Annotated in this window: 22 protein-coding genes; 9 read left to right on the top strand and 13 right to left on the bottom strand. The window is 59.9% G+C overall.

What is annotated here, in order from left to right; all coding sequences use genetic code 11:
- Nucleotides 1–136 precede the first annotated feature (136 nt).
- The gene (gene uraH / locus O4H53_RS14240; protein WP_269364687.1) at nt 137–490 is read left to right on the top strand and encodes a hydroxyisourate hydrolase; all 354 of its coding nucleotides are present in this window, start codon (nt 137–139) and stop codon (nt 488–490) included.
- Here uraH and O4H53_RS14235 read toward each other — a convergent pair.
- A complete protein-coding gene (locus O4H53_RS14235) occupies nt 475–1,407 on the bottom strand; it encodes a LysR family transcriptional regulator (protein ID WP_269364686.1) in 933 nt (310 codons plus the stop codon). The genes uraH and O4H53_RS14235 overlap by 16 nt on opposite strands.
- A 99-nt stretch (nt 1,408–1,506) precedes the next feature.
- On the opposite strand from O4H53_RS14235, the gene O4H53_RS14230 reads away from it, so the two are divergent.
- Nucleotides 1,507–2,745: a urate hydroxylase PuuD gene (locus tag O4H53_RS14230; protein ID WP_269364685.1), complete on the top strand. Its 1,239-nt coding sequence runs from the start codon at nt 1,507–1,509 to the stop codon at nt 2,743–2,745.
- 136 nt (nt 2,746–2,881) lie between these two features.
- Here the strand turns inward: O4H53_RS14230 and bhcD are convergent, their stop codons facing one another.
- The 4 genes from bhcD to bhcA form a co-directional block, all read right to left on the bottom strand.
- On the bottom strand, nt 2,882–3,847 hold the full coding sequence (bhcD, locus tag O4H53_RS14225; RefSeq protein WP_269364683.1) for an iminosuccinate reductase BhcD: 966 nt from the start codon (nt 3,845–3,847) through the stop codon (nt 2,882–2,884).
- Between the two features lie 102 nt (nt 3,848–3,949).
- Nucleotides 3,950–5,113: a 3-hydroxy-D-aspartate aldolase BhcC gene (bhcC, locus tag O4H53_RS14220; protein ID WP_269364681.1), complete on the bottom strand. Its 1,164-nt coding sequence runs from the start codon at nt 5,111–5,113 to the stop codon at nt 3,950–3,952.
- 13 nt (nt 5,114–5,126) lie between these two features.
- Nucleotides 5,127–6,092 carry a beta-hydroxyaspartate dehydratase BhcB gene (gene bhcB, locus O4H53_RS14215; RefSeq protein WP_269364679.1) on the bottom strand — a complete coding sequence of 322 codons (966 nt, stop codon included), beginning with the start codon at nt 6,090–6,092 and terminating at the stop codon, nt 5,127–5,129.
- Nucleotides 6,089–7,279, bottom strand: coding sequence for an L-aspartate--glyoxylate aminotransferase BhcA (bhcA, locus tag O4H53_RS14210; protein ID WP_269364678.1), 1,191 nt, complete (start codon nt 7,277–7,279; stop codon nt 6,089–6,091). The genes bhcB and bhcA overlap by 4 nt, the downstream gene beginning before the upstream one ends.
- Before the next feature lie 169 nt (nt 7,280–7,448).
- On the opposite strand from bhcA, the gene bhcR reads away from it, so the two are divergent.
- On the top strand, nt 7,449–8,327 hold the full coding sequence (gene bhcR / locus O4H53_RS14205; protein WP_269364709.1) for an HTH-type transcriptional regulator BhcR: 879 nt from the start codon (nt 7,449–7,451) through the stop codon (nt 8,325–8,327).
- A 234-nt stretch (nt 8,328–8,561) separates the two neighbouring features.
- Here the strand turns inward: bhcR and O4H53_RS14200 are convergent, their stop codons facing one another.
- Nucleotides 8,562–9,410, bottom strand: a complete 849-nt coding sequence (locus O4H53_RS14200; RefSeq protein WP_269364676.1) for a bifunctional allantoicase/(S)-ureidoglycine aminohydrolase — start codon at nt 9,408–9,410, stop codon at nt 8,562–8,564.
- A 146-nt stretch (nt 9,411–9,556) separates the two neighbouring features.
- Nucleotides 9,557–10,459 (bottom strand): LysR family transcriptional regulator, encoded by a 903-nt coding sequence (locus O4H53_RS14195; RefSeq protein WP_269364674.1) that lies wholly within the window; start codon nt 10,457–10,459, stop codon nt 9,557–9,559.
- Between the two features lie 122 nt (nt 10,460–10,581).
- On the opposite strand from O4H53_RS14195, the gene xdhA reads away from it, so the two are divergent.
- The 5 genes from xdhA to guaD all read left to right on the top strand — a co-directional run bounded on the left by xdhA (nt 10,582) and on the right by guaD (nt 18,307).
- Complete coding sequence (gene xdhA / locus O4H53_RS14190) at nt 10,582–12,039, top strand: xanthine dehydrogenase small subunit (protein ID WP_269364672.1); 1,458 nt, start codon at nt 10,582–10,584, stop codon at nt 12,037–12,039.
- Between the two features lie 89 nt (nt 12,040–12,128).
- Nucleotides 12,129–14,450, top strand: a complete 2,322-nt coding sequence (xdhB, locus tag O4H53_RS14185; RefSeq protein ID WP_269364707.1) for a xanthine dehydrogenase molybdopterin binding subunit — start codon at nt 12,129–12,131, stop codon at nt 14,448–14,450.
- A 4-nt stretch (nt 14,451–14,454) separates the two neighbouring features.
- Nucleotides 14,455–15,270: a xanthine dehydrogenase accessory protein XdhC gene (xdhC, locus tag O4H53_RS14180; RefSeq protein WP_269364670.1), complete on the top strand. Its 816-nt coding sequence runs from the start codon at nt 14,455–14,457 to the stop codon at nt 15,268–15,270.
- Nucleotides 15,271–15,336: 66 nt separating this feature from the next.
- The gene (locus tag O4H53_RS14175; RefSeq protein WP_269364668.1) at nt 15,337–16,941 is read left to right on the top strand and encodes a xanthine/uracil/vitamin C permease; all 1,605 of its coding nucleotides are present in this window, start codon (nt 15,337–15,339) and stop codon (nt 16,939–16,941) included.
- Between the two features lie 64 nt (nt 16,942–17,005).
- The gene (gene guaD / locus O4H53_RS14170) at nt 17,006–18,307 is read left to right on the top strand and encodes a guanine deaminase (protein ID WP_269364666.1); all 1,302 of its coding nucleotides are present in this window, start codon (nt 17,006–17,008) and stop codon (nt 18,305–18,307) included.
- A gap of 104 nt (nt 18,308–18,411) precedes the next feature.
- On the opposite strand, the gene O4H53_RS14165 is transcribed toward guaD, so the two are convergent.
- Together O4H53_RS14165 and O4H53_RS14160 are read right to left on the bottom strand one after the other, a co-directional pair.
- Nucleotides 18,412–19,092 carry a glutathione S-transferase family protein gene (locus O4H53_RS14165; protein WP_269364664.1) on the bottom strand — a complete coding sequence of 227 codons (681 nt, stop codon included), beginning with the start codon at nt 19,090–19,092 and terminating at the stop codon, nt 18,412–18,414.
- 3 nt (nt 19,093–19,095) lie between these two features.
- Nucleotides 19,096–19,467 (bottom strand): VOC family protein, encoded by a 372-nt coding sequence (locus O4H53_RS14160; protein ID WP_269364662.1) that lies wholly within the window; start codon nt 19,465–19,467, stop codon nt 19,096–19,098.
- A 109-nt stretch (nt 19,468–19,576) separates the two neighbouring features.
- On the opposite strand from O4H53_RS14160, the gene O4H53_RS14155 reads away from it, so the two are divergent.
- Nucleotides 19,577–20,455 (top strand): LysR family transcriptional regulator, encoded by an 879-nt coding sequence (locus tag O4H53_RS14155; RefSeq protein ID WP_269364660.1) that lies wholly within the window; start codon nt 19,577–19,579, stop codon nt 20,453–20,455.
- Between the two features lie 58 nt (nt 20,456–20,513).
- Here O4H53_RS14155 and O4H53_RS14150 read toward each other — a convergent pair whose 3' ends face one another.
- From O4H53_RS14150 to dctP, 4 genes are all read right to left on the bottom strand, one after another.
- The gene (locus tag O4H53_RS14150) at nt 20,514–21,254 is read right to left on the bottom strand and encodes a GntR family transcriptional regulator (protein WP_269364659.1); all 741 of its coding nucleotides are present in this window, start codon (nt 21,252–21,254) and stop codon (nt 20,514–20,516) included.
- A 61-nt stretch (nt 21,255–21,315) separates the two neighbouring features.
- On the bottom strand, nt 21,316–22,491 hold the full coding sequence (locus O4H53_RS14145) for an FAD-dependent oxidoreductase (RefSeq protein ID WP_269364657.1): 1,176 nt from the start codon (nt 22,489–22,491) through the stop codon (nt 21,316–21,318).
- A 48-nt stretch (nt 22,492–22,539) separates the two neighbouring features.
- The gene (locus tag O4H53_RS14140) at nt 22,540–24,516 is read right to left on the bottom strand and encodes a TRAP transporter large permease (protein WP_269364656.1); all 1,977 of its coding nucleotides are present in this window, start codon (nt 24,514–24,516) and stop codon (nt 22,540–22,542) included.
- Nucleotides 24,513–25,526, bottom strand: a complete 1,014-nt coding sequence (dctP, locus tag O4H53_RS14135; protein WP_269364654.1) for a TRAP transporter substrate-binding protein DctP — start codon at nt 25,524–25,526, stop codon at nt 24,513–24,515. Before dctP ends, O4H53_RS14140 begins: the two co-directional genes overlap by 4 nt.
- Nucleotides 25,527–25,628: the final 102 nt, after the last annotated feature.

Raw genomic sequence — 25,628 nt, 5'->3', positions numbered from 1 at the left:
TCCTCCTGGTTGGACCGCTTGTAATTCAAAACAATAACAAGGATTTTCAAAAAAATCAGGAAGGAGCCTCAACCAGCTCCGGGTTTGTGAATCATGACGCCAGTTGACAGACTGTGCGAAACCAAAGGAGCATGCCATGTCCGGCTATTTGACCACCCACGTTCTCGACACAGCCAGGGGCTGCCCGGCCGAAGGGCTGAAGATCGAATTGTTCCGCATTGATGGAGAGCGCCGCACGAAGCTGAAGTCGGTGGTGACAAACGATGACGGGCGCACGGATTCGCAGATCCTGCCAGCCGAGGCGTTTGAAGTGGGCGTTTATGAACTGGTTTTTCATGCCGGTGCATATCTTGACCGCACAGGAGTGCCCCCGGAGCAACCCAGATTTCTTGATGTCATTCCCCTTCGGTTCGGGATGTCGCAGGCACAGCATTACCATGTGCCGCTGCTGCTTTCCCCCTTCGGCTATTCAACCTATCGCGGAAGCTGATCCGGCAGCCTGGTGTCCTTGATGACGCCGGCGATCCGATCCGAGACGAAATCCATGAACAGCCGGGATTTCGGGTCCTGATGCCTGCGGTGCGTGAACAGGCAGGCCATCTGGATGGGTTCCGGTGGGGTCTCCTCTCCGACGACGACAAGCGCGCCGGATTCGAGATGCCGGGCCACTTCGAAAACGGGTTTCAGGGCGATGCCGTGACCCGCCAGCGCCCAATCCACCAGAACGTCACCGTCGTCGCATTCATAGCGTCCGGCGACGCGGAAACGCTTTGGCCCTGACGTGGTGATCAGCGGCCATTGGAATTCCGTCGCACCGGGAAAGCGCAGGTTGAGGCACTCGTGCTTGTCCCTGACAATCTCATGGCCGGAACGCGGATGCCCACGCTGCGCGATATAGGCCGGGGATGCGCAAAGCACTCTTTGTACATCTGCAATTTTCTTGATCTTGAGATTGCTGTCCTCGGGCTGGCCGAGGAAATAGGCAAGATCCAACCCTTCGGTGGTGAGGTCGACCTTTCGGTCCGACAACCGCAGCCGCACGCTGACATCGGGATATTCCGCCAGAAATGCCGGCATCTGCGGCGCAATCAGCCGTCTGCCGACACCCAGGGGGGCAGCCACATAGAGCGACCCGCGCGGGCTGTCCGTGATCGCGGTGACTTCCGCCTCTGCCGCTTCGATGGATTCCAGGATCTCGCAGGCACCGCGATAAAAGGCCTGGCCCTGCTCGGTCACGCTCAGGTTCCTTGTGGTCCGTTGAAACAGCCTGACGCCAAGGTGGTCTTCCAACTGAGATATCCGTGACGAGGTGACCGCAGGCGAAACCCGCAGATCGCGACCGGCAGCCGACATGCTGCCAAGCTCGTAGACCCGGACAAAAGTGCGGATGTTCTCAAAGTAGGACATTGTTCTGCTTTTTTTGATACAGCTTGGGCATTCACAGCAATACCAGAACAATTCTTTCTCGCCTAGTCTGTTGTCAGTTTCGATTCCAGGGAGGTGGAAATGTACGACTTCGCAATCATGTGGGACTGGTTCGCATTTTCGATGCGATGGCTGCACGTCATCACGGCGATGGCCTGGATCGGCGCGTCGTTCTATTTCATCGCCCTCGACCTGATGCTCAAACCCGCAGAGGACATGCCCGAGGGTGCCTATGGCGAAGAGTGGGAAGTCCATGGCGGCGGTTTTTACCATACCACGAAATACCTGGTCGCGCCTGCGCGGATGCCAGAGCACCTGACCTGGCATAAATGGCAAAGCTATACGACCTGGCTCTCCGGTGCAGGGCTTTTGATGATCATCTACTGGGTGGGCGGAGAGCTGTTCCTGCTCGACCCGACCAAGGCCGACCTCTCCCTCTGGCAAGGTATCCTGATTTCGGGTGGTTCCCTGACCCTCGGCTGGCTGGCTTATGATTTCATGTGCAAATCGAAGCTGAGTGAAAAGCCGACAATCCTCATGCTGCTTTTGTTTGTGATCCTCGTGGTGATGTCCTGGGGCTATAACCAGATTTTCACGGGCCGCGCCGCCCTGCTGCATCTGGGCGCTTTCACCGCGACCATCATGACCGCCAATGTTTTCTTCCAGATCATGCCAAATCAGCGCATCGTGGTCGAAGACCTCAAGGCAGGGCGCACCCCTGATGCCAAATACGGCAAGATTGCCAAGGTGCGGTCGACGCACAACAACTACCTCACGCTGCCGGTCGTGTTCCTGATGCTCAGCAACCATTATCCGCTGGCCTTCGGGACCCAGTATGCTTGGATCATCGCCAGCCTGATCTTTCTCACAGGCGTGACAATCCGGCATTACTTCAACACGATGCACAAGACCGGAACGGGCCCCCATTGGACCTGGGCTGTCACGGTCATTCTGATGATCGTCATCGCCTGGCTTTCGTCCGTCCGGCCCACCATAACGGTGGAGGACGCAGAAGCGCGTGATCTGACATCCTACGAGCAGAGGTTCGTGGCGGCCGAAGGGTTCGATGACGCTTACGACATCGTTCTGGGCAATTGTTCGATGTGCCACGCCCGCGAGCCGTTCTGGGACGGGATCAGATGGGCACCGAAAGGCGTGTTCCTTGAAACCCAGAGCGACGTGGCGCGTCATGCAGATCAGATCTACCTTCACGCCGGTGTCAGCCACGCCATGCCACCGCCAAATGCCATCGCGACAATGACCCCGGAAAACCGGGAAAAGATCATTGCATGGGTGCGCAACGCACGCGCTGAGAAATAATCAGATACTGCAATGCTGCCAAGTCAGCCCGGGTGTCGGGACATGGCAGATTGCCCTTCGTCTCGATGACCGCAGGTCCGGCGCGGACGGCCAGCGCAATGGGCTGACCGTTCGACACCGTTGAAACCACCTGCCCTCAAAACTCGACCTCGATGGCGACACCCTTTTTCACGGCAAGCTCCACAACGCTTGCCGCAACGGCAAGATCCTGCAAGCCGACGCCGGTGCCATCAAACAGGGTGATCTCGCTCTCCGAGGTCCGCCCCTTGTGGGTGCCGTTTATGACAGCACCGATCTGGTGAACGTCGCTTTCCCGGATCAGGCCCTGGGCAACCGCATGTTGCGCCTCGCCGATGCTGATGGATTGCGCGACCTCATCGGTGAACACGGTGGATCTGGCAAGCAGCGCCGCCTCGACCTCCTGTTTTCCCTTGGTGTCCGTCCCCATGCAGGCGATATGCGTGCCTTCGGATATGTGATCGGCCATGATGCTGGGCGCAAATGTCGATGTGATCGAGATCACCACATCCGCCTCTGCCATGCCTTCAAGCGGGACCGCCTCGAAAGGCAGGCCAGCCTCTTGTGCGATCTTTTCGATGTTGGGCAGCATTTCAGGGTGATAGTTCCAGCCGATCACCTTCTCGAACTGTCGTTGTTCAAGGGCGGCGCGCAGCTGGAACGTGGCCTGATGGCCGGCACCCACCATGCCCATGACCTTCGCGTCCTTGCGTGCCAGATGTTTGATCGACACGGAGGAAGCCGCCGCCGTGCGCAGGGCCGTCAACAGGTTGCCGCCGACCATCGCCCTGACCTTGCCGGTGTCCGGGTCGAACAGGAAAACCGTCGATTGGTGGTTGATCAGGCCATGCTTTTCAAGGTTGTTGGGCCAGTAACCGCCCGCCTTCAGACCCAGGGCCATGCCCGCTTTGTCAAAGCCGCCCTTGAAGCCGTAAAGCGCATCCTCATGGCCGATGGCCTCGCGGATCACCGGAAAATTATAGGCGTCTTTCGCGGCCATGGCGGCAAATACACCTTCGACCGCATCAAATGCAGCATCACGGGTCATCAGGTCGGCAATTTCGCGTTCAGGAACGATCAGCATCGGTTTCTCCATTGGAATTCATGTATATGCGCGCGCCGCGACAAAGATCGGGCGCGCGCTAATTTTGGTCTCCGGCAGCGCGTTGCCGCCGGAAGAGAGGGATCAATAGGCCTTGCCGCGCGCCGATACCGGCCAGACGGTTTCAACCTTGCCGCCGCGCACGCCGACATACCAGTCGTGCACATTGCAGGTCGGGTCGCAGTGCCCCGGCACCAGCTTCAGCTTGTCATTGACCTTGAGCGCGCCGTTGGGATCACCAACAACGCCATGTTCGTCGGAACATTTCAGGTATTCCACATCGTCGCGGCCATAGACGAACGGCAGGCCGCTGTCGACGGATTGTGCCTTCAGTCCGGCATCCACGATCGCCCTGTCCGCCTTTGCGTGGCTCATCACGGTGGTCAGGATGAACAATGCGTTTTCCCATTCGCCCTTGTCGATGCGGTTGCCGTCCTTGTCGAGGATTCGCCCGTAATCGGCATCCATGAAGGCGTAGGAGCCGCATTGCAGCTCGTTGTAAACATTCGATGCGCTTTCAAAGTAGTAGGATCCGGTGCCGCCGCCGCCAACGATGTCACATTCCAGACCGTTGCTCTTGAGGCCGTTCACCGCATCCGCCACCTGTACGATTGCCGCGTCCAGCTTTTCTTTGCGGTCAGTGTAAAGATCGAGGTGTTGCATCGCACCCTGGTAGGCCTGGATGCCGGCAAATTTCAATCCCTCCGCCGCGTCGATCAATTTGGCGATGTGCACCACGTCCTGCGTGGTGCTGACACCACAGCGGCCCGCGCCGCAATCGATTTCAACCAGGGCCTCGATCTGGGTGCCATGTCTGACAGCGGCGTCGGACAATTCCTTGACGTTACCGGGATCGTCCACGCAGACCAGAATGCGTGCGCCCGATTTCGGCAATCGCGCCAGGCGGTCGATCTTGGCCGGATCGGTGACCTGGTTGGACACCATCACATCCTTGATGCCGCCACGTACGAAGACTTCGGCCTCCGACACTTTCTGGCAGCACACACCGACCGCATGGCCGAGGTCCTGCTGCAGTTTCAGCACGTCGACGGATTTGTGCATCTTGCCATGGGCGCGGTGGCGCATGCCGTGATCGCGCGCATAATCGCCCATTTTCCTGATGTTCCGCTCAAGCGCATCAAGATCCAGGATCAGACAGGGTGTCTGAATCTCTGCCTCATCCATGCCGGGCAAGGCCGGAATGTCATAGCCAACTTCGTATTCGTCCAGTTTAACATGCGTGTTCATAACTTGGGGTCCTTCACTTGAGCCAGGGCAGCAGGTCGAGGTCAACATTGCCGCCGGTGATGATGATGCCGACACGTTTGCCGGCAAACCTTTCCTTGTTCTTCAAAATCGTCGCCAGCGGCACGGAAGAGCTCGCCTCCATCACAACGCGCAGATGTTTCCAGCTCAGCTTCATCGCAGCGATGATTTCCTCTTCGGAGGCAGTCAGAATATCGGTGACGTGGTTGGAAACGAAATGCCAGGTCAGGTCCTTCAGCGGCACCAGCAACCCGTCAGCGATGGTCTGGGGGGCATCGTCCGCGATGATGTGACCCGCCTTGAAGCTGCGGTAGGCGTCGTCAGCCTGTTCCGGCTCTGCCGCTATGATCTGCGTTTCGGGGGCGAGGTTGGACAGGGTCAGGCAGGTGCCCGAGATCATGCCGCCGCCACCAATCGGTGCCACCATCATGTCAAGCCCGTCGGTCTGTTCAAGGAACTCCTTTGCACAGGTCCCCTGCCCCGCGATCACGCGCGGATCGTTGTAGGGATGCACGAAATCACCGCCGGTTTCTGCCTGCACCCTGGCGAATGTTTCCTCGCGCGAGGAGGTGGAGGGCGCGCATTCGGTGATCCTGCCGCCATAGCGCGCGACCGTGTCTTTTTTGGCCTGCGGTGCCGTGCGCGGCATGACGACGTTGCAGGGGATTCCCCGCCGCATCGCCGCATAGCTCAGGCAGGAGGCATGGTTCCCCGACGAATGGGTGGCCACGCCCAGGCGCGCCTGTTCATCGCTCAGCCCGAAGACGGCGTTGGACGCGCCACGCACCTTGAACGCGCCGGGTTCCTGAAAGTTCTCGCATTTGAAGAACAGTTCCGCACCCGTCAGCTCGTTCAGATAGGCCGATGTGCGCACAGGAGTGCGCCGGATGTGCGGCTTGATCCGCTCATGCGCATCCTCCATGTCCTTGAGCGTCGGGATATACATCGTGTTGTCCATCATGCTGCCGCTTTCCTGGCCGATGCCTGACCGTGGCGATAGAACGCCTGCGCCGCGGCGACGCCGGAGCCCAGTTTGATGTCCAGCCCCAGGTCCACCATCACCATCTCGGCGGTGGCCAGACCTGACAGCATCATCGCATCTGTCAGACTGCCCAGATGGCCAATGCGGAACACCTTGCCTGCAACCTCACCCAACCCAACGCCGAATGCCATGCCATAGGTCTTGGCGGCGACAGTCACGATATCGGTGGCGTTGAACCCTTCCGGGGTGCGGATGGCGGAAACCGTGTCGGAATAGAATTCCGGCGATGTGGCACACAGCTCCAGCCCCCAGGCATCAACCGCCTTGCGCACGCCTTCGGCAATCCGGTGGTGGCGGGCAAAGACGTTCTCCAGCCCTTCATCCAGCAGCATGTCCAGCGACAGTTTCAGACCGTTCATCAGGCCAACCGGCGGCGTATAGGGGAAGGCGTTGTTGTCGTATCCCTTCTGCATGTCCTTGATGTCAAAGAAGGTGCGCGGCAGCGTGGCCTTGTCGCTTGCCCTGATCGCCTTGTCCGAAAAACCCAGGATCGCAAGACCCGCAGGCAGCATGAAGCCTTTCTGGCTGCCGGTCACGGCAACATCGACGCCCCATTCGTCAAAGCGGAAATCCATCGACGCGATGGAACTGACCCCGTCCACGAACAACAATGCCGGGTGCCCCGCCGCATCCATCGCCTTGCGGATTGCACCGATGTCGGATTTCACACCGGTTGCGGTTTCGTTATGCGTCGCCAGCACAACCTTGATGTCGTGGTTCTTGTCCGCTTTCAGGATCGCCTCATATGTCCCGGCAGGAATGCCTTGCCCCCAAGGTGTTTCTACCACCTGAACATCCAGCCCGTGGCGCTGGCACATGTCGATCCAGCGATGGCTGAACATCCCGTTGCGCGCGGCAAGCACCTTGTCACCCGCGTTCAGGCAATTGCTGAGCGCGGTTTCCCAGCCGCCGGTCCCGGTCGAGGGGAAGATGAAGATCCTCGCGCTGTCCGACTTCAGAACCTTGCGGACGCCTTCGAGGCAGGGATGCAGGATCTTGCCGAAGACCGGCGAACGGTGGTCGATCGTCGGCATGTAGCAGGCCTGACGGAGGGCTTCGGGCATGTTGGTCGGGCCCGGAATGAAAACAGGGTTCTGGAAGCTCATGATGGTCTCCTTTTCTGAGATTAGCGCCAAATTAGCAAAGGCCGCGCGCCTATGATATTTTTTTGAAATCGTTTTTCATTTTCTTGTGATGTCGAATAATTATTCATTGTCAGTGACTTGCATTTTTCATAATGTGAAGGTGTTTTTCGGATATTTGGGAATGCAGTTTATGGTTTTGCAAAAGAACGACAGCCAGGGCGCGCGGAAAACCCGGGGCCGCCCGCGCGACTGGGATGACAAGACGGAACAGAACACCATCAAATCGCTGGATCGCGCGATGGAGGTTTTTGAATTCCTGAGCGAGGCCCAGGGCAAGACACTCTCCGGGCTGGCCACCGATCTTGGGCAGTCGCCCGCCACTGTTTACCGCATTCTTGTCACTCTGGAAGGTCGCGGCCTGGTCGAATTCGATCAGGCCGATCAGGTCTGGCACATCGGCCCCCGCGCCTTCGTGATCGGCGCCCGGTTTCTCAAACGCACCAGCCTGGTCGAACGCGCCCGCCCCTTCCTGCGGCAGCTGATGAACGAAACCGGAGAGACCGCGAACCTCGGGATCGAACAGAACCGCCATGTCCTGTTTGTCAGCCAGGTCGAGACCAATGCCAGCATCCGTGCATTCTTTCCGCCCGGCACCCTGTCGCGGCTGCACGCTTCTGGCATCGGCAAGGCGCTGATGGCACAGATGGACGCGGCGCGCATCGACAACATATTGTCGAGCGGACCGCTGGAACGGTTCACGGAAAACACATTGACGGACCGCGACAGTCTGTTGGCGGATCTGGCCGAAACCCGGGCGCGGGGGTTTGCGATTGATGGTGAAGAACGCAATCTTGGCATGCGCTGCATCGCCGCGCCGGTGTTCGACATGAACAGCGAAGCAGTGGCCGGCATTTCGGTTTCCGGCCCGACCTCGCGGATCGGGCTGGAAACCATCGAAAATTTGGGCGTTGCGGTTGCCGCTGCGGCCCGTGAACTGACGGCGGCCATTGGCGGAGAGCCGAACCAGCGCCCAGGCTCTGGATCCATTGATCTTACACGCTCAGTTTGACAGATTTTTTCGCAGACTAGGAAAATCTGCGCAAGAATAGTGGTTCTATTTCAAGCAGATGTGACGCAGGCTGCGGGAAAATCCGTCAAACCCGAAGGGCGGCGATTTCACTTCATTTCAATGTCTTGGGTCGCTTGCAAATAGAACCACTATTGGCTGCACGCCCCAAACCATTGAAATTTCGTGAAATCGCCGCTGAGCATGTAAGATCAATGGGTCCAGAGCCTAGGTTGATCAGCCGCGTGCCTGTGACACCCCTGTCGCCGGGCGCAGCGCCATCTGGCGGTTCACATCCTTGTACAGCAGATAGCGGAACCGCCCCGGCCCCCCCGCGTAACAGGCCTGCGGGCAAAACGCGCGCAGCCACATGTAATCGCCCGCCTCCACTTCGACCCAGTCACTGTTCAGCCGGTAGGCGGCCTTGCCTTCCAGCACGTAAAGCCCGTGTTCCATGACATGGGTCTCCAGAAAGGGGATCACCCCACCGGGTTCAAAGGTCACGATGGTGACATGCATGTCATGGCGCATGTCGGCCGGATCGACAAACCGTGTCGTTGCCCATCGGCCATCGGTATCGGGCATCACGCTTGGTGTGATGTCCTGTTCATTGGCAATGACGACATCGGGCATATCCAGCCCTTCAACCGCTTCATAGGCCTTTCTGATCCAGTGGAACCGCAGCATGTCGTCACCCCGGTTGTGCAGGGTCCAGCCACATTCAGGCGGCAGATAGGCATAGCCGCCGGGTGCCAGCCTGTGTGTCTTTCCATCAACGGTAAGTGTTGCGACGCCCTCGACCACGAACAACACGCCCTCGGCGCAGGGGTCGCTTTCCGCTTTGTCCGATCCGCCGCCGGGTGAAACCTCCATGATATATTGCGAAAAGGTCTCGGCGAAGCCGCTGAGCGGGCGTGACAGAACCCAGAGCCGGGTCTTGTCCCAGAACGGCAGGAAACTGGTCACGATATCGCGCATCGTTCCCCGGGGAATGACCGCATAGGCATCGGTAAAAATCGCGCGATCCGTGAGGAGCTGATCCTGACCGGGATGACCGCCCTTTGGGGCATAATAGCTGGCCGTCATGACGACTCCTTGGCTGATCTACATTCAGATCGAGTCTAGATGACGCGCCGCAGAAAGCCATTGCACCGGTGCCGACAGATGTATTCGGTTTTTTTTGATAATGCACGAGAATGCCTTGGAAAACCGAAACCCCCTGCGGCGTCTTTTCAAACCGCCGAGAGATGTTCCCGGCACCGCTTGATCAGGTAATCTATGAAAAGGCGCACTTTGCTGTCCTGCAACCGCCGGTGCGGATAGAGGCATCCGAACATGGCAGGCTCCGGCGGCGTATCGGGCAGGATTTCAACAAGATCGCCGCGCTTCAGATGTTCGCGGACTTCGAACAAGGGCTTGTTGACGATCCCGCGCCCGGCAAGTGCCCAATCGGTCAGGACGTCGCCGTCATCTGAATCGTAACTGCCGGACACATCCATTCTCATGGGTCCTTCCGCTGTCGCCAGGGTCCAGAACCATTCAGGCGATCTGGGGTAGCGCAGCAGCAGGCAATTGTGGTTGCGAAGATCCTGGGGAGTTTGCGGCACACCACGCCGCTCAAGGTAGGCAGGCGCGGTACACAAAAGGCGCGGCGTGTCCAGGATCTTGCGCAGCTTCAAGTTCGAATCCGGCGGGCGGCCGATAAAGAAGGCCACGTCCAAACCATCTTCCAACAGGTCCACCTTCCGGTCCGACAACCGCAGCCGGACCGATACTTCCGGATATTCATCCACGAAATCGGGGATCAGGGGGGCGATCAGGCGCTTACCGACACCCAGCGGTGCCGTCACCTGAATGGTGCCATGCGGATTTTGCGAAAAGTCAGAGACAGCAGCCTCGGCGTCTTCCAGCGATTGCACGACCTGTCGGGCGTGATCGTAAAAGGCATGGCCCACTTCGGTGGGCGACAGCTTGCGTGTTGTGCGGTTGAACAGCCGCACATCCAGACGGCGTTCCAACTCCTTGATCCGGTTGCTGGCCACGGCAGGCGTGAGGCGCAGGTCACGCCCGCCTGCGGTGATACTGCCCAGTTCCACAACCCTGACAAAGACCTTCAGACTTTCGAGATAGGGCATGACCTTCTCCGATTATATACGATTCGTTGAAAGAGCATACGCGACTCCGCCGTATTTCAGATGCCAAAAATGAAGGATACTGACGGCGCCCGCAGAGTCACAGCTGCGCCATGGGAGGATTCATGACCACCAGATCAAACATACGCTTTGTCCTCAATGACCGCGACATCACGCTCGACAGCGTCGGTGCAAGCGATACCTTGCTGGATTTCCTGCGCATCAACCGCCGCCTGACCGGCACCAAGGAAGGCTGCGCCGAGGGGGATTGCGGGGCTTGCACCGTCCTGGTCGGTCGCCTTCAGGATGGCGTCTTGCGTTATGAGCCGGTCAACGCCTGCATCCGGTTGCTTGCCTCGCTGGATGCCTGTCACGTCGTATCCGTTGAACATCTCTCGGGCCCGGACGGTAAATTGCACCCGGTCCAGCAAGCGATGGTTGAACATCATGGCAGCCAGTGCGGCTTTTGCACGCCGGGCTTCGTCATGTCGCTCTATGCGCTCTGGATGGGGAACCCGGACCCGTCAGAAACCGAAATCGAAACAGCCCTGCAAGGCAATCTGTGCCGCTGCACCGGTTACGAGCCCATCATCAAGGCTGCCAGGGCTGTGACGGCGCATGGCAGCCCGGCCGACGATGCGCTGACACTTGAACGCGACGCGATGACCGCCAGGCTGTCGCACTTGCGTGACGGTCTGCGCGTCGACACTTCCAAGGACGGCAGCCGCTGTATCCTGCCTGCCTCCGTCGACGACCTGGCGGAAGTCCTGCAGGAAATGCCGAACGCCACGATCATCGCCGGGGCCACGGATGTGGGCCTCTGGGTCACGAAGTTCCTGCGCGATATTTCTCCGGTGGTCTTTCTGGGCCATCTCGATGCGCTCAAAAAGATCGAGCGGCACGACGACACGATCCATATCGGCGCCGGCGTCAGCTATACGGACAGCCGGGCCGTGATGGTCGCGGATTATCCGCATCTTGGCCCGTTCTGGGATCGCATCGCCGGCTGGCAGATCCGCAGCATGGGCACCATCGGCGGCAATATCGCCAATGGGTCGCCCATCGGGGACACGCCGCCGGTCCTGATCGCCCTTGGCGCAACCATCACTTTGCGCAAAGGCGCGGCGCGCCGCAGCCTTCCGATCGAGTCGTTCTTTATCGACTACGGCAAGCAGGACAGGGGCGAGGGAGAGTTTCTGGAAAGCATTTCCGTGCCCCGCCCCAAGGCGGATGCGCGCCATGCGGCCTACAAGATTTCCAAACGCCGGGACGAGGATATTTCATCCGTCTGCGCGGCGTTCAACGTCACTGTCGAGGACGGCGTGATCACTTCCGCCCGCATCGCTTTCGGCGGCATGGCGGCAACGCCGAAACGGGCCACGCACGCGGAAACCGCGCTGGTCGGTGCCGAATGGAGCGAGGCCGCGCTGCTCAAGGCCGCCGCAGCGCTTGGGGATGACTTTGCACCCCTCACGGATTGGCGCGCCTCGGCGGAATACCGGCTGCTGGTGTCCAAAAACCTGTTCCACAAATTCTGGCGCGATCAGCAGGACAGCGACGCAGCCGTTCAACTGACCGCGTGAGGGAGGATCCGAAGATGAGCACCAAGGACACAATTGAATCCGTCATCGACACGGACAAACGCAAGGACCCGCCTGTCGCGCAGCATCTGATGCGCGGCGATCAGGGTCGCACCACCATCCGCGGCGGGGTCCATACCGACCTGCGCCATGAAAGCGCGATCAAACATGTCACCGGGCGCGCGGATTATTGCGATGACATTCCCGAACCGGTCGGCACGCTGCATGCCTATCTGGGCCTGTCCACCCGCGCCCATGCGGTGATCCGCGCGCTGGACCTGACAGCGGTACGAGCGGCACCCGGTGTCGTCGGTGTCCTGACGGCAAAGGATATTCCCGGCGTCAACGACGTCTCCCCCACCGGGCGTCATGACGAGCCGATCTTTGCCACCGAAAAGGTCGAATTCTGGGGGCAACCGATGTTTGCGGTCATCGCAGACACGCGTGATGCCGCCCGGCGCGCGGCCCGGCTTGCCCAGGTCGATTACGTGGATCTGCCCCATGTGCTTGATCCCGAAGCGGCACGGCAAGCGGGCATGGCCTATGTCACACCGCCACTCACGCTCAAGCGGGGCGCGGCGCGCGATGCCATGGCCAGGGCGGCGCATCGTATCAAGGGAAAGTTCCGCATCGGCGGTCAGGATCACATGTATCTGGAAGGGCATATCGCCTTTGCCATCCCGGGCGAGGACGAGGATGTGACGGTCCATTCATCCACCCAGCACCCGACAGAGGCGCAGCATATGGTCGCCCATGTCCTTGGCGTGCCCTCCAACGCCGTGACGATCAATGTGCGCCGGATGGGCGGCGGGTTTGGCGGCAAGGAAACCCAGATGAACCTGTTCTGCGCCGTCGCGGCGGTGGCAGCAAAGAAGTGGAACCGTGCGGTCAAGATCCGGCCCGACCGGGACGACGACATGTCAGCGACCGGCAAGCGGCACGATTTCGTCGTCGACTACGAGGTCGGATTTGACGATGCGGGCAGGATCGAGGCGGTCGCGGGCGATTTCGCGGCACGCTGCGGGTTTTCTTCTGACCTCTCGGGGCCGGTGACGGACCGGGCGCTGTTTCATGCGGACAACGCCTATTACTATCCCAACGTTTTGCTGAGTTCGCACCCGTTGAAGACCAACACAGTCTCCAACACCGCGTTTCGTGGCTTTGGCGGCCCGCAGGGTGTCATCGTCGCAGAGCGGATCATGGAAGAGATCGCCTATCATCGTGGCGTCGACAGCCTGGAAATCCGCAAGCGCAATTTTTACGGCGAGAAGGGGCGCGATGTGACGCCCTATCACCAGACCGTCGAAGACAATATCGCACCGCAGATCGTGCGGGAGCTTGAGGAAAGCGCCGATTATCAGGCGCGCCGCCAGGCCGTGCTTGACTGGAACGCCAGAGGAGACACGATCCGGAAAGGCATCGCGCTCACCCCGGTGAAGTTTGGCATTTCATTCACGGCGACCTGGTACAATCAGGCCGGGGCGCTGCTGCATGTGTATTCGGACGGATCAATCCACCTGAACCATGGCGGCACCGAAATGGGTCAGGGGCTGAACACCAAGATTGCCCAGGTCGTCGCAGATGCCTTTCAGGTGGACTTCGACCGGATCAAGATCACCAGAACCACGACGGAAAAGGTGCCGAACACCTCTGCAACCGCCGCCTCATCGGGATCAGACCTCAATGGGATGGCCGCGCAGGACGCAGCAGACCAGATCAAGGCGCGGCTGGTCGAATTTGCCGCCGAACGCTGGCAAACAGACGCCGGCAACGTGCGTTTCATTGCCAATGCGGTGCAGATCGGCGAGGAAACGATCCCCTTCGCCGATTTCATCCGCATGGCCTATATGGCGCGGGTGCATCTGTCGGCTGCGGGCTTCTACAAGACGCCTAAAATCCATTGGGACCGCGACACAGGCACCGGTCGACCGTTCTATTATTATGCCTATGGCGCTGCCTGTTCGGAAGTGACGGTTGATACGCTGACGGGGGAGTACCGCGTCGAGCGGACGGATATCCTGCATGATGTCGGCAGATCCCTGAACCCGATCATCGACAAAGGCCAGGTCGAAGGCGCGTTTATCCAGGGCATGGGTTGGCTGACCACCGAGGAATTATGGTGGGATGACAAGGGGCAGCTACGCACCCATGCGCCCTCGACCTACAAGATCCCCTTGGCTTCCGACCGTCCGCGCGTCTTCAACGTCGAACTGGCGACATGGTCCGAGAACCGCGAGAACACGATCAAACGGTCCAAGGCCGTGGGCGAGCCGCCCTTCATGCTGGGCATATCGGTGTTCGAGGCCCTGTCACATGCGGTCGCAAGCGTGGCGGATTACAAGACCTGCCCGCGCCTTGACGCGCCCGCGACGCCCGAGCGTGTGTTGATGGCGATTGAGCGGTTGCGGGGCTGATCCAATGCGCCTGTCTCAGTTCCTTGACACCAATGCGGACATTGTCCGGGTTTCCCTGTGCCGCGTGCGCGGGTCGTCCCCGCGCGAGGCCGGGGCAGAGATGTTCGTCGCGCCCAACGGGCTGCACGGGACAATCGGTGGCGGACAGCTCGAATACATGGCCATTGATCAGGCCCGGAAAATGCTGGGCAACGGGCGTGATTTTGACCGGATGGACGTGCCGCTTGGGCCGGAGATCGGGCAATGCTGCGGCGGGCGCGTCGAACTTGCCTTGCAGCGGATGACCCAGGCCGATCGTGCGCTGGCCCTGGCCGCCGATGCGGAACGACAGGCGGCGCGGCCGCATGTCTATGTCCTGGGTGCAGGCCATATCGGCCGCGCGCTTGCCCGGTTTTTCCAGTTCCTGCCCGTGCGCTGCATCCTCATCGACAGCCGCCCGGAGGAGCTGGCGCTTGTGGATGCAAAGGTTGAAACGCGCCTCACGCCCATGGCGGAGGCCGAGATCCGGGCCGCCCCGCCCGGCAGCGCCTTCATCGTTCTCACCCATGACCACGCGCTCGACTTTCTCTTGACCTCCGAAGCGCTGGATCGGCGCGATGCTGCCTACGTCGGCCTGATCGGCTCTGCGACCAAACGGATGAAATTCGCACGCTTTCACCAAAGCCACGCCGCGCAGAGCGATTGCACCAGGCTGATTTGCCCGATCGGAGACACCAAGAGCCCTGACAAGCGTCCCGAGGTGATTGCGGCCTCCGTCACGGCGCAGGTCATGAGCGTGCTGACCACCGCCCAGAGCGAGGACGTCAAACTGACAATCTGAAAGAAGCCCGCGCGGCACAGCCAATTGCGCCGACGGGGCCAGACACTTTACGGGAGGAGACCCAAAATGTCGGACACCACTTACACCTACAAGCTATTCAACAGGAGCGATTTCAACGCTTTCTGGGCGCTATTCACTGATAACCTCGTCAACCTGCTGATCCTGTCGGGTGTCTGTCAGTTTGTCTTTCAGATGCCTGCCGACATCGTATTCGGTCGGATTGTCCCCGGCGCGGCCGTCGCCATCCTTGCGGGCGTCGTGGTTTATGCGCTTTTGGCCAAATGGGTTGCCAATCGGCAGGGCAAGGACGTGACCGCACTGCCCTACGGCATCTCGACCCCGGTGATGTTTGTCTATCTCTTCGGGGTGATCGGCCCGATATTCTGGGCAACAAACGATCCGCTTCTGGCCTGGCAGGTTGGCATCGGCGCAGGCTTCATGGGCGGTATCGTCGCGGCATTCGGGGCCATCATCGGCCCGTTTCTCAAGCGCATCACACCCCGGGCCGGCATGTTGGGCACCCTGTGCGGTATCGCGCTGGTCTTCATCGGCTCCGTCCCACTGGCAGAGATTTTCGAACATCCGCTGATCGGTTTCACGTCGCTGCTGTTCATCCTCTGGGGTCTGATTGGCCGCTTCCGGCTGCCCGGGAATGTGCCTGCCGGCCTGGTTGCAATTGCCGTTGGTACAATCATCGCAATCTTTCTGGGGCAGTCGTCGTTCAGCACCGAGGGCGTTGGTTTCTACCCGCCGGTCCCCTATTTCGGCGACATGATTGCAGGCATTCAATATCTGTTTGCCAATCCTGAACTGTTCCTCGTCCTGATCCCCGTCCAGATCTACAACTTTATCGAAACCATGAATAACGTGGAATCGGCAGAGGCTGCGGGCGACACCTATCCCGTTGCCCTGTGCCAGGTGACCGATGGGGCCGGCACAATGATCGGCGCGCTGTTCGGATCGCCCTTCCCGACCACGGTCTATATCGGCCACCCGGCCTACAAGCGCATGGATGCGCGGGCGGGCTACATCATCGGCGTGGCATTTGTCATTGCCGCGGCGGCATTCCTTGGCTTTCTGTCGTTCCTGGCCGGGCTGATCCCAATCGCGGCGGCTGCCCCGGTGCTGGTCTTTGTCTCCGTCAGCCTGATCACCAACACGGCATTTGCCGTCAGACCCGCCCATATGGCGGCAGTCGCCTTTGCGATCCTGCCGCATATCTCCGAGTTCCTGATGGTCAAATGGGGGTCGTTGATGAATGCCCTGCGCACATCAGGCGTCGAAGGCCTGCCCGCGCTTGGCGACAATGCGCTCACCGCGGCCCTGCTCAGGGAAGGCGCGCATTACGAGGGGCATCTGGCCCTGTCACAGGGGGCCATCATCACCGGCCTTGTCTGGGGGGCAATCGTTGCCGACGTTATCGACGGGCGGCACCGCCATGCGGGCGGGTTCGCCATCGTCGCGGCCATCATGTCATCGGTCGGGATCATCCACAGCTATACGCTCCAGTTTCCGCAGTTCGATGGCATCACCACCGGCTACCTGATCATTGGTGCCTTCCTGATCTTTTATCCGATGGTGGCACCCCGTGAAGATCTGGAACGCCGGATCATCGTGCCGGACGAGCCGGACTTTCTGGACGACAACACCACGGCCTTCGAACGGGCTTGAACAAAACGGGCGCGGCGGCCATCTGGCGCCGCGCCCCGACACCTCTCTCAAAGGAAATGCTTCCATGACCGACATTTTGCTGCGCGGACGGCTTCTGACGTTTCACCAGGAACCGAAAGATGCCGATGACAGTGAGGCATACAGCTATGTTGAAGATGGCGCGATCCTTGTGCGCGACGGCAGGATTGTCGGGTCGGGAGAGTACCGTGACAGCGCTGCCCGCGCGCCTGATGCCAGGGTGGTGGATCACCGCCCACACCTTCTGATGGCCGGATTTATCGACGCACATATCCACTTTCCACAGGTCCAGATCGTGGCCAGCTGGGGCAGCCAGCTGCTTGATTGGCTGAACGGCTATACCTTCCCGGCAGAGGCGGATTATGCCAATGCGCAGCATGCAACCGCGATGGCGGGTCAGTTCTGCGATTTGCTGACCGATCACGGCACCACAACTGCCGTTGCCTTCTGTTCCGTCCACAAGGCGTCAGCCGAGGCATTGTTTTCCGCAGCTGCAGACAGGAACATGCGGATCATCGCGGGCAAGACCATGATGGATCGAAATGCGCCCGGATCTGTTCTGGACACGCCCCAGTCAAGCTATGACGACAGCAAGGAGCTGATCGCCAACTGGCATGGCAAGGGCCGCGCCTCCTATGCGATCACCCCACGCTTCGCGATCACCTCAACCCCGCAGCAGATGGAGATGGCGGGCGCGCTGGCAGGGGAACATCCCGACTGCTACGTCCAGACCCACCTGTCCGAGAACCACGCAGAAATAGCCTTTACCGCAGAACTTTATCCCGAGGCGCGCGATTATCTCGATGTTTACGAAACCCACGGTCTCATGGGTCAAAAGACCTTGCTGGGCCACGCGATCCACCTGAAGGAACGTGAAATCGCCGCCATTGCCGAGGCCGGGGCGCATCCGGTTTTCTGCCCCACCTCAAATCTGTTCCTGGGCAGCGGTCTTTTCGACGATGCCGGATTGCGCGCCCATGGCATTTCAAACGGTATCGCAACGGACATCGGGGCGGGCACCAGCTATTCGATGCTTCAGACCCTGAATGAAGGCTACAAGATCCTGCAACTGCGGCACCAGAAGCTGCATGCATTGCGCGCATTCCACTGGATCACCCGCGGCAATGCCGAGGTGCTGGGCATGTCGGACAAGATCGGAACGCTCGATGCCGGAACAGAGGCGGACATCGTTGTCCTGAATGCCCGGGCAACGCCTGCCATGGCACTGCGCATGGGCCGGGCGGAAACGCTTTCCGAAGAATTGTTTGTGTTGCAGATGATGGGCGATGATCGCGCCATCGTGCAGACCTATGTTGCCGGTCATCCTCAGAAGGGAATTGTCAGATGATGACCGTCACGGGATTGGAATGGCGAAGGCATGACTCACATATCTTGCCTTCGCGCAGGGCTCGCCGCGTTTGATTACGTCAGAAAAACATCCCGGGGTCGCGTTCAGAGCTGCGCCAGTACACGTCCGGCATGGCTTTGCTTTCCGGCGATAAATCGCCCGAGTTCGGCTTCATAGTCGCGGGGCACGGCAGCGGATACAGACGGGCGGGCGCGCACTGTTTCCCACCAGGTCACCAGGGTGCCGGGCAGCCTGTCGCCCAGGGCCACTTCCGACAGCATGTCGAGCACGGGAAAGTAGCGAAACAGCGTTGCAAAGACCGCATCGACCAGACCGAATTCAGAGCCTGCAAAGTAATCCTTCGGTGCAAAGCGTGCATTGACGATGTCCAGACGCTCTGTCAGGTCAGCCATTGAACGTCTGACCGCCGTGGCGTCAGCATCGCGGTAGATGATGCGGGCGACAATATTCAGCATGCCATCCGCATAAGACATCCACGCTTCATGCCGCGCCCGTGCAAGCGGGTCACCGGGCAGCAGACCGCCGCCCGAACTGCCGTCCAGGAACGCGGCAATCACGCCGGACTCGAACAGCCAGTCGTCAGGACCGGCCCGGAAGACAGGCACCTGACCAAAAGGCGAAATCTCCTGCAGCCAGTCCGGCTTGTTGTCCAGGTCGATGTCCAGACGGTCAAAGGCGATATCTTTCTCAAGCATCGTGATGACGACCCGCTGAACGTAGGGGCACAATCTGTGCCCCACGATCTTGTAGCGTTGTTCCGGCATCGCTCAGCCCGCCATATGGTGGATGTTGAGCTTGTTGCCGTCAGGATCGCGGAAATAGGCCGCATAGAACCCCTCCGCACGATACCCCGGCTTGCCTTCATCGCTTCCCCCCAGTTCCAGCGCCTTGGCATGGATCGCATCGACCTGAGCACTGTCCTTTGCCACAAGGGCAACCATCACGCCATTGCCGACAGAATAGGGCTTTCCGTTTTCGGGGACATGGATCGAGAACGCGGGGCCGCCGTCCGCGTTGGCCCAGACGATGAAATCGTCGAATGCCATGATTTGTTTTGCTGCCAGTTCGGCCAGCAACGGATCATAAAACGCGGTCGCGCGCGCCAGATCAGCAGTACCAAGGGACGTGTATCCAATCATTTTGAACCTCCATATGTCTCGTCTATTGGAAGCCTCACCGATAGAATGTTGCAAATTTTCATTCGATAGCCATGATTGCCATCAGCCATTGCAAATTTGAAATGAACCTATGGACTGGAACGCGATCAAGGTTTTCCGCGCTGTTTGCGAGACCGGCTCCCTTGTCAGGGCGGCAGAGCATATCGGTGTCAGCCATGCGACGGTGTTCCGGCATATGTCTGCCCTGGAAGATCAGATCGGCACCCGTCTGTTCGACCGCGTCAAGGGCCGCTATGTGCTGACCGATGCTGGTGCCGAAATGCTGGAGATAAGCGGTGGCATCTCCCGGTCTTTCGAAGAGATCGACAGGCGGATCGCGGGTCGGGATGAAAGCGCCGAAGGCACTGTCCGTCTGACGGCGCCGCGCAGCTTTTCCGACACGGTGCTTGAGCGGTATCTGGCCGAATTTGCGCAAGCGCATCCCAAGATTCTGATCGAACTGCTAGTCTCCAATCAGGAAATGAATATGTCCAACCGCAGCGCGGACGTTGCCCTGCGCGTGGCCCATGCGCCGCCGGATCATCTCTGGGGGCGGCGGATCTTGAATATTGATTGGGCCGTTTACGCGGCACCTTCCTATCTGGAGGCGCATGGCCCTCTTGAGGACGAGAAGGATCTGAGGCGGCACAGGTTGGTGGCGCCCGCGGGCATGCTGGCCCATCATCAGGCCTATGCGGGCATCCTGTCCGGCGGACAGCCCTTGACGACAATTCGCTGCGACGATCTGACCACCATTGCAAGCCTTGCGGCAGGCGGCCACGGCGTGGCGCTTTTGCCCGACGACATGCGGCGGCCTGATCTGACGCGGTGCTTTACCTTTTCATCAGCGCCACCAAACTGCCTTTGGATTCTGACACATCCTGACCTGCGGGCGGTGCGACGGATCTCCCTGCTGATGGGTTTTCTCTCCAATTCCTTCCGGCACGACCCGGTCTGGAAGCGGTCATAGAAAACCGGGATCACCGGATGTGTCGCAGCGGGAGAGCCGACCCATGACGTGCCGGTGGTTATTTCTGCGGATGCGCCTCTTTCAGGGTTTGCATGAACCGCTTCTTGCCGTTCTGAATATGATCCCGCAGGATTTCGCAGGCATCGTCGATGCGGTCCTGCGCAACCATCTCGATGATCTGCCGGTGGCCATTGCACGAGCGTTCCAGAATCTGCTCATCTTGCTTGAGCAGATGGCGCAGCGCCGCAAACCGCCAGCGGAAGAGGTTGAACGCCCGCCCGATATAACGGTTGCCCGCATGGGCCACAAAGACATCGTGAAATTCGGTATCGAGTGCCGCAAAAAGATCCCGCTGCCCGGCAGATACAACCTTTTCGATCCTCCCCGTCACCTCGCGCAGATCGGCAAGCAGCGGCTCTTTGGCCAGCCGTGCAGCCTCGCGCAGGGCGACGGTCTCAATATGGATACGAAAGGCGGTGATTTCCTCGGTCTCTTCGTCATCCATGGTGAACACACGCACCCCGCGATAGGGTTCGGCACTCAGAAGGCGTTCGGTCTCAAGAATACGGAAGACTTCGCGCAGCGGCGTGCGGCTGACGTTGAACTCCTGCGCCAGCTGCGCTTCGTTCAACGGCTCGCCAATCGCGAAATGACCTTCGATGATGGCTTCGCGAAGGCGGTCCGCAACCAGATGCACGGTTGGCTTGCGCTTGATATCCAAAACCCGTCGTCCGCTGTCGTCCACGCTGGCCTTTTCCTTCCGACTGTTCGCTTTTTCGTATGCAATGCCCAAGCTCATGGCAAGCATCCTGTGGTCAGGCCGCCCGCCGTCACAATGGATATAACGCCACCGGACCGCATCAGAAGCGGCTTACCAATTGTTCGGAGAAGGAAAACATCTGCCGCAGCATATCCGGGTTTTGGGCCGCGCGGCGCATGTAACCGAGCCATTCGTCGCGCTGATGTCCGGGGCCCATGTGAAAGACAATCTGCTTGTTCAGCGATGCCCGCGGCGACGCAATTTCAAGGAACTTGCGCCGGCGGTCATCCGAATATTCGGTCAGGATGGCGCTGTCGCGACCCTCGGTAATCACCTGCCCCAGAGCCTCGACCAGCGCCATGCTGTCCAGAACACCGCTGGTCAGCCCCAGCCCGCCGGTCGGATTGGTGATATGCGCCGCGTCCCCGGCAAGAAGGATACGCCCTTCCCGCATCGTATCGGCGCAGCGCTGGTGCATCCGGTAGGGCGAATGCTGTTTCAGCGTCCAGGCCCCGTCACCCGGCAGCAGCGTCTTGAACTTGTCGGCAATCCGCTCGCCCACCGTCTCGACCGGAAGCGCTTCGCTTTCCATATAGGTGCAGCGCCACAGCCCTTCCGGGTCAATCTTGACGATCACCGCACCGTTGTCGTGATCCACCTGGAATGTCGTCGCTGTGTAGCCCTCGGCTTCGAAATCAAAGTAGATGTTTGTTGCGACAAACCGTTCGGGCCAGGTGATGCCGAAAAAGTTGGTCTTCAGCACGCGCTCACGCACCAGGCTCGACGCACCGTCGCAGCCGACCAGCCAGCTGCCCTCGACAACTTCTTCGTCGGCGCCGTCATCCAGCGTCACCCGCACCCCGGCCTGATCCTGAACGATGTCTTTCACTTTGGCCGAGAAACGGACGCTGACATTCGGCAACTCCGCCAGTTTTTCCAGAACGACCCGGGCGATCTTGTCCTGTCCCAGGTGAAGGCTCATCGGATAATCCGAAACCTCCTTCAAGCTGTCCATGCTCATGTGCAGCATCTCGCCGGTGTCATGGACCAGCCAGTCCACCGCGGTTTTGACAATGCCGAGAGTCTTGCAGGTCTCAAGGATGCCCAGATTGTCGAAATGCTCAAGGATCGGGGCCGGATATGCCAGGGCGCGCGGGCTGTCGCTGGGTCGATCTTCCGCTTCGAGCACGGTCACGTCGATGCCCTTCTGACCCAGGCCAAGCGCTGTCAGAAGACCGACGGGCCCGCCGCCAACGATGATTACAGACTCTTTCATTCCAGACCTTTCGATTTTCCTGGTCGTGATGCGGGCGGCACCGCATCCTCACATCAGAGAGGGAAGCCAGAGCGCCAGCGCCGGGAAGGCGATCAGCAGCACGAGCTTGAGAATATCAGCCGCCACGAAGGGCAGGACCCCGCCATAGATCTGCCGGATCGTGATTTCGGGTGCGACGCTCTTGAGAGCAAAGAGGTTCAGGCCGAAGGGCGGCGTGATGACCCCCAGTTCCACGATCACCACCATGACCACACCCCACCAGATGACATCGTATCCAAGCGACGACACGATGGAGGCGGTGACCGATGCCGTCACCATCATCACGGCAATCGAATCCATGATCGTTCCGATCACCAGAAAGGCGAGGCAGATCAAAGATACGACGACCCAGCCCGGCACCGGCAGGCCGCCAATGGAGCGCGCGGCAAGCTCCGGCAGGCCGGTGGCCGAAAAGAAGAAGGTCGAGGCGAAACCACCGATCATCAGCATGTAGATCATCGAGGTGGTTGATGTCACCTCGGCCACGATCTCGGGCGTGTCGCGCAACCGGTAGGATTTGCGCAGCACCAGCACGAGGGCCGCAAAGACAGCGCCGACGGCGGCGGCTTCGCTTGCCGTGAAGATACCGGCGAACATGCCGCCAAAAATGACCACGAACATGATGACAGCCGGCTGCGCCCGCCATCCGCAGCGCAGGATCTCGCGGGCGTCCCAGCTGGCCTCGCTAGGCGCGCTGTTGGGCGAAATGGCAAGGAACAGAAAAACGGCGATGATATAGAGCATGATCGTAATCAGAGCGGGCACGAAGATTGCCGCATACATCAGCCCGATCGACTGCTCTGTCATCATCGCATAGATGACCACGACGGTGGAGGGCGGCACAAGCTGGCCAAGCGTGCCACCGGCGGCGATAACACCGCTCGACAAAAGGGGCGAATAACCACGGCTCTTCATTTCCGGGAAGGCGGCCTTGCCGATGGTGGCGACGGTGGCGACAGAGGATCCGGTCAGCGCGCCAAAGCCCGCGCATCCCCCGATGGTGCCCAGGGCGAGCCCGCCGCGGAACGGCGCTGAAAGCGCGGAGGCGAAGTTGTAGATGTCGGCCGCCATGCCGGACCGGACAGCAAGACCGCCCATGATCAGAAAGAACGGCACAACGGCGATGTCATAGCTCGACAGCAGGGTCATGGTTTCACTGCCAAGCGTGGCAACGGCACCTTTGACGCCAAAGATCAGTGCGACCCCCAGGATCGAACAAAGCGTCAGCGTGGCGGCAACCGGGACAAAGGTAAAGATCAGCACCCAGATCAGGGCAACGATGGCCAGCATCGAGGCAACCATGTTGCCCATGAAATAGGCCCCAAAGCTCAGCGCGATCCAGGTGAAGAAGGCCAGGATCAGCACGCCGGGCACAAAGACCAGTGCAATCGCAACCGGCCAGCGCGCATGTGTTTCAAGCGCGAGGCGCAGGGCGACAACCAGCTGGGTCGGGATGGTCAGCAGAAATAACAGGGCAACAGCAGCATAGAAGGGACCGACCGGAACTTCATTCAGGATCGTGTAGGTTCCCCTGTTCAAGGTCGATTGCGCCTGCAGCGTCACGCCCCAGAAGATCAGGACGAGCGCACCCAGATACAGCACCGCACCAATCCCGCGCAGGTAGCGCACTGCCCGGGGCGACAGGATCCCCGCCATCATGTCCACTTCCAGCGTCGCGCGCTGTGACAGGCCAGCCGCCAGCACAGCGGCGATGGAAACGGGAAAGACCGTGGAAAAGATCTCGTTGATGCCGGTGAGCGGAGAGCTGAAGATTGCCCGCATCACGATCACATCAAGTGTCTGGATCAGCGCTGTGACCAGGATGGCGACAACCCCGATCAGAGCGATCAGCCGGTTGAACCCGGCCAATCTGGTATCAATGCGGGCCAGCAGCCCGTCGATCTGGCGACCATGATGTTCCGATCCGTACAGTTCGACATGACGGTCGCGCACATTGGTCGGAATTGTCATGGTCGCCTCGCTCACTTCGCGGCTGCCTTGTAGCTTGCCATGAAGGCGTCATAGGTTTCCTGCACGCCGTCACCCTTCTTGAGCCATTCCTCGACAACCGGGGCAATTGCATCCTTCCAGATCTTGTATTGTTCGGGCGACAGCTTGTGCCAGGTCAGCCGACCGTCAGCCACCATTTCGTCCGAGAACTTTTTCTGGATACCGGTCTGTCCAATCGCCAGCATCTCGGTCAGCGCCATGCCGGAATGCTTGTCGACGATGGCTCTCATCTCCGGCGACAGGCCCTCGTATTTTTCCTTGTTCATGATGATCGCAAAGGGCGTCATGCCAAAGGTGATGTCTTCGATCCCATGCTTGAGGTAGTCGGACCACTTGTAGGTATATTGGGTGATCTCATTGCCGGAAGAGGCCTCAACCACACCGCGTGAAATCGCCTGGTAGCCTTCGGAGAAGGGGATCGAGACTGCCGCTGCACCGAGCTTGTCCATCGCCATCACCATGTTGGCATCCTGGGCGCGAACCTTCATGCCTTTGAGCTGTTCGACATCCGAGATTGGTTCACGGCTGAAGAAACGTGTCGGCAGAACCGTGTAAAGTGCCAGGATCTTGACCTCATCCAGAGAGGGGTCGAGCAGGCCTTTCTCGTAGGTTTCCGCCAGCGCGATCGAGGCGGCTTTCATGTCGGTCACATCCGTCGAGGGCAGCGTGGTCACCAGCGTCCGTTTCAGCGGAATACCCGAGATCGGAAGCCCTGCGACCCCCATGTCTGCAACGCCCTGAACAACGCGTTCCCAGGTGTTTGTCGCATCCGCAAACGGCGGCGGAAAATTGGTGATGGTCAGTTCGCCAGCCGCCTCTTCATTGATGGCGTCCACCCATTTTTTGTATGTGAGCTGATAAAGCGGGCTGTCGTTCGGCTGTCCCGATGCAAAGCGCAGGGCTTCCTCGGACTGCGCTCCGCCGGCCATCGCCAGGGAAATAGTCGCAACCAGAACCGACGATATGATACGTCCAGAATATTTCATGTTTTCTCCTCCAGCGGTCACAGGACCGTCCCGTAACCCGATGCCCGCGCTTGCGGTGCATGCGGCCGAGTCCAGCCAAACCTGAGGCCGGACCGCGACCTG

This window comes from Sulfitobacter sp. G21635-S1 (genome assembly GCF_027213915.1).
In the GTDB taxonomy this organism is placed as follows: domain Bacteria; phylum Pseudomonadota; class Alphaproteobacteria; order Rhodobacterales; family Rhodobacteraceae; genus Sulfitobacter.
Note: the sequence above shows the minus strand (reverse complement) of the source record. Positions and strands in the feature narration are given on the sequence as shown.